General features: G+C 35.7%; 2 protein-coding genes, 1 tRNA gene and 2 rRNA genes. 4 read left to right on the plus strand and 1 reads right to left on the minus strand.

Going from position 1 to position 4,023, the window contains the following annotated elements:
• Positions 1 to 187: 187 nt before the first annotated feature.
• From rrf (CWS31_RS17035) to CWS31_RS17045, 3 genes are all read left to right on the plus strand, one after another.
• Positions 188 to 302 (plus strand): 5S ribosomal RNA (rrf, locus tag CWS31_RS17035).
• Between the two features lie 217 nt (positions 303 to 519).
• Positions 520 to 634 (plus strand): 5S ribosomal RNA (gene rrf, locus CWS31_RS17040).
• A gap of 139 nt (positions 635 to 773) precedes the next feature.
• Positions 774 to 858, plus strand: a tRNA-Tyr gene (locus tag CWS31_RS17045).
• Positions 859 to 877: 19 nt separating this feature from the next.
• Here CWS31_RS17045 and CWS31_RS17050 read toward each other — a convergent pair.
• Positions 878 to 2,479, minus strand: coding sequence for a response regulator (locus tag CWS31_RS17050; RefSeq protein ID WP_101344581.1), 1,602 nt, complete (start codon positions 2,477 to 2,479; stop codon positions 878 to 880).
• 91 nt (positions 2,480 to 2,570) lie between these two features.
• Between CWS31_RS17050 and CWS31_RS17055 the strand changes: the two genes are divergently transcribed.
• The gene (locus CWS31_RS17055; protein ID WP_101344580.1) at positions 2,571 to 3,821 is read left to right on the plus strand and encodes a DEAD/DEAH box helicase; all 1,251 of its coding nucleotides are present in this window, start codon (positions 2,571 to 2,573) and stop codon (positions 3,819 to 3,821) included.
• The last annotated feature ends 202 nt before the right edge of the window (positions 3,822 to 4,023 follow it).

Genomic DNA, 4,023 nt, shown 5'->3' on the forward strand with positions numbered 1-4,023 from the left:
CTAATTACCCGTGAGGCTTAACCATACAACACCCAAGTAGTTTTGCGCTATGAAGTGGATTGTATGAAGACTGACAAAAACATGAATAATGTAAAATCACGTACTTACGTGTTACTTGAACTAGAATAAAGAATAAAACGATATTTATAGCTCATTGAGCAAGCTTTCTAAGATTGTACCTTTTTTGTTTAGCGACAATAGCGCTGTGGCCCCACCTGAATCCATTCCGAACTCAGAAGTGAAACGCAGTTGCGCCGATGGTAGTGTGGGAGTTCCCATGTGAGAGTAGGACATTGCTAGACTTCTAATTTAGTTTGGATAGTGAACCGCAACAACGCCGATGGTAGTGTGACTTATGTCGCAGAAAAGCCCATGTGAGAGCGTAGCGGGACATTACTTGACTTTTAATTTGAGCGAAAGCTCTGAAAAGCCCGTAACGATGTTACGGGCTTTTTGCTGAAAGTTTTATCTATTAGTCTACTTTTACCTAAAAAGTAAATTAACAAATAAAAGTTTTTGTTTAGCGACAATAGCGCTGTGGTCCCACCTGATTCCATTCCGAACTCAGAAGTGAAACGCAGTTGCGCCGATGGTAGTGTGGGAGTTCCCATGTGAGAGTAGGACATTGCTAGACTCCTAATTAGGTTTGGTTAGTGAATCGCAATAGCGCCGATGGGTAGTGTGACTATGTCATAGAAAAGCCCATGTGAGAGCGTAGCGGGACATTGCTAGACATATAAATTCCATCAATATAATTGATGAAATGGCCCCGTGGAGGGGTTCCCGAGTGGCCAAAGGGATCAGACTGTAAATCTGACGGCTCAGCCTTCGGTGGTTCGAATCCACCTCCCTCCACCATATTTCCTTTTAGGAAAGATTAAATACCAGCAATACGCTGGTATTTTTTTTGCATTTTTTTTAGCTTTCCTTCTTCATTGTTGTTTAAATGCAATGCAGATATTTCAACGATTAGTTTGTTAGCTTTAGCCAGCTCTTCTGTAGTAGGCTTAAGCTTTTCATATGAAACTAATAACACCTGTAATAAGTTTAATTTAATTCCTATATGCTTAGGAAATAAGTTTAAAGCATTCTGTAATTTACTTATCGCTTCCGGATAATTTTCCTGTTTGTATAGGCGTAAACCCAGTTCAATATCTGCTTGAGCTTGATCTTTTAAGCTATATGACTTTTTCTTAATTTCTTTATCAACATCCGAATTTTCTATATTAGTTTTAAGTAATTGCGAGGCTAGATGGTTTTTATTAAGTCTCTTTAATGTCTGTGATATTTCTATTAATTTATCTGCGGGGATATTTAATTGTTCTTTAGATAATAATTTTTCACCTTTTACTATTTCATCATTAGCTAATTGACGTTCTTTTGTTATTTCGTATAAGCATGCACCTAAAAAGTGTGCCTGAATTTTTAAATCGCTACCTTTAAAATCACGGGTCATTTGTCTTAGAAATGATAACGCTTTATTGTTCATTTTCTTTGCATCGACTAATGATAAAGTTGGTGCATGCTCGATGAGTGCATTGACGTATTTAATAGTATTATCAGCGCAATGATGAATAGAGTTATGTGCTAATTTATAGTTATTTTCATAAGCTATTGTTGCTTTGGCAAAATGTTGATTTTGGATGCAAAGGCTTGCGTATTTTTGTAACCTTGCCAAAGATCGAGGCGATAAATGTAAAGCCTTCTCTAATACTTCTTCGGCTAGCAAATAATGAAATTGCTCTTCATATGTTACAGCCAGCCAATCATAACTTGATAAGTAAAGTGGATATTCTTTAATTAATACTTTAAATAATCTTTCAGCTTGGCTAAGTTTGTTTTCATTTAATGCTATTTTTCCTAGCCCTATAGTTGCCCATTGACAGTTTGCTGAATGTTGATGCTTTAGATAGATAGCATTAGCCTCTTCAAACCTTTCTAACTCAAAATACTGTCGTGATAAAATACCTAAACATTCGGTTATATATGGTGTATCTTCAGCTATTGCGCGTTTACAGCGTCTTATTACAAGATCATGGTTATTATCATCCAGTGCTTGATATATTTTGCCCATGACTATTTTCTTCTTGAAGCAATCTTGCAAACGTTTATCTAAATCATTTAAAGAGTATGGTTTACATAAATAATGATCGGGTTTGTGCTCTAGTGCGGCAAGTACCATCGATTGTGAAACTTCAGCGGTAATTAATATAATAATACATTGTCGATTTATATAATTATTAACTCGAAGATCTTCTAGAATTTGCTGTCCATTCTTTTGATTTTCACCAAGATCGTAACCTAATAAAATTACATCATAAGGTTTTTGTTGGCAAATTGAGGCGACATCTTGCGCATAGTGCGTGCTATCTACCTGCTTATTAGTAGATCGCATTACAAATTGCTTTAAAATTTCTTGCGAAGGCTTGATATTATCAACTATCAAGAAGCGCATATTTTGATAATAATTTGTTGTCATGATGCCCTTAAGGTAAATATGCTAATAACTAAGATAGATATATACGACTTCTGTTACAATTACTCAACTCAAATTAGTTCTGGTTAAACGAATGGCATTTACATCTTTTTCTTTAGATCCATCATTACTTAAAGCAATATCAAAGTCTTCTTATAATGAACCAACAGAAATACAAAAGCAAAGTATCCCGTTAATTCTAGCTAAACACGATGTTATGGCAAGAGCACAAACCGGAACAGGTAAAACCGCCGCGTTTGCGCTACCAATACTACAGAACCTTCTATTAACAAAGCCTGCAAAAACTGAGCTTCGAGTATTAGTGTTAACACCAACAAGAGAGCTCGCCCAACAGGTATATAAAAGTTTTTGCCATTACGGAGAGTACACTTCGATAAATATGGGGATAGCTTATGGTGGCGTGAGTACAAAACAACAAATTTTAGATATCAAACAAGGTATAGATGTTTTAATAGCGACACCTGGTCGCTTGTTAGATCTGCTCCATACTAAATCTGTGAGTTTAGATAAGATAAATGTGCTCGTTTTTGATGAAGCCGATCGTATGCTTGATATGGGGTTTAAAGACGAAATAGAAAGAATTACTCAACAGCTTCCAAAAACCAAACAAACATTACTATTCTCAGCTACTTTTGCCGATGAGATCTATCGGATGAGTAAGAACATGTTAATTAATCCTAAAATTATTGAGATAGACGAAAAAAATAAAGCTGCGGAAGATGTAGAGCAATTAGTTTATGGTGTTGATGCAGATAGAAAAAGAGAGTTAACATCTTTCTTGATAGGATCAAAAAATTGGAAACAAGTTTTAGTCTTTACGCGCACTAAACAATGTGCAGATGATTTAGCGAAAGAAATGACCAAAGATGGTGTTAAGTCAGTCGCTATACATGGAGACAAATCTCAAGGTGCTCGAGAAAAAGCATTGCTTGAATTCAAAGAAGGAAAAGTACGGGCTTTGATTGCAACAGATGTTGCGGCTCGTGGTATTGATATTAAAGGTTTGGCCCATGTTATAAATTATGAGCTTCCTTATAACGCAGAAGATTATGTACATCGGATAGGTAGAACAGCGCGAGCTGGAAACTCAGGTTTAGCTGTATCTTTAGTAAGTGTTGACGAAGAATGGTTATTAACTGCGATTGAAGAGTTGTTGGATATTAGGTTACTACAACAATGGTTACCGGGTTATGAACCTGACTTAACAAAAAATTTAAAATCAGTTAAGCGATCGATCAATAAAAAGAATGCGCGAAAAGATGCATTATCTGGTGGTGCTAAAACAAAAGCGAGAAAACCAAACACAAGGAATAGAAGAGGATAATTATATTAACCGCCATAATAGACTTTTTAATAAACGATATTGTTATGCTAAATAATCTATTAGTAGTATTTATAACCGAACAGATAATTAAATGAAATTAGTGCTTGTGCTCTATCAAAAACTCTCTACAATGCGCATCCAGTTCCAAGGGGTTCACGCAAAATGAATCATCAAGAGCTTGTTTTACTAAGTTATCTACTCG

This window comes from Colwellia echini (assembly GCF_002843355.2).
Classification (GTDB): Bacteria; Pseudomonadota; Gammaproteobacteria; order Enterobacterales; family Alteromonadaceae; genus Colwellia; species Colwellia echini.

What these genes read in the sequence shown, in the direction of transcription:
- CWS31_RS17050 (WP_101344581.1), bottom strand. Translation starts at nt 2,479, where the DNA reads ATGACAACAAATTATTATCAAAATATGCGCTTCTTGATAGTTGATAAT.
- CWS31_RS17055 (WP_101344580.1), top strand. Translation starts at nt 2,571, where the DNA reads ATGGCATTTACATCTTTTTCTTTAGATCCATCATTACTTAAAGCAATA.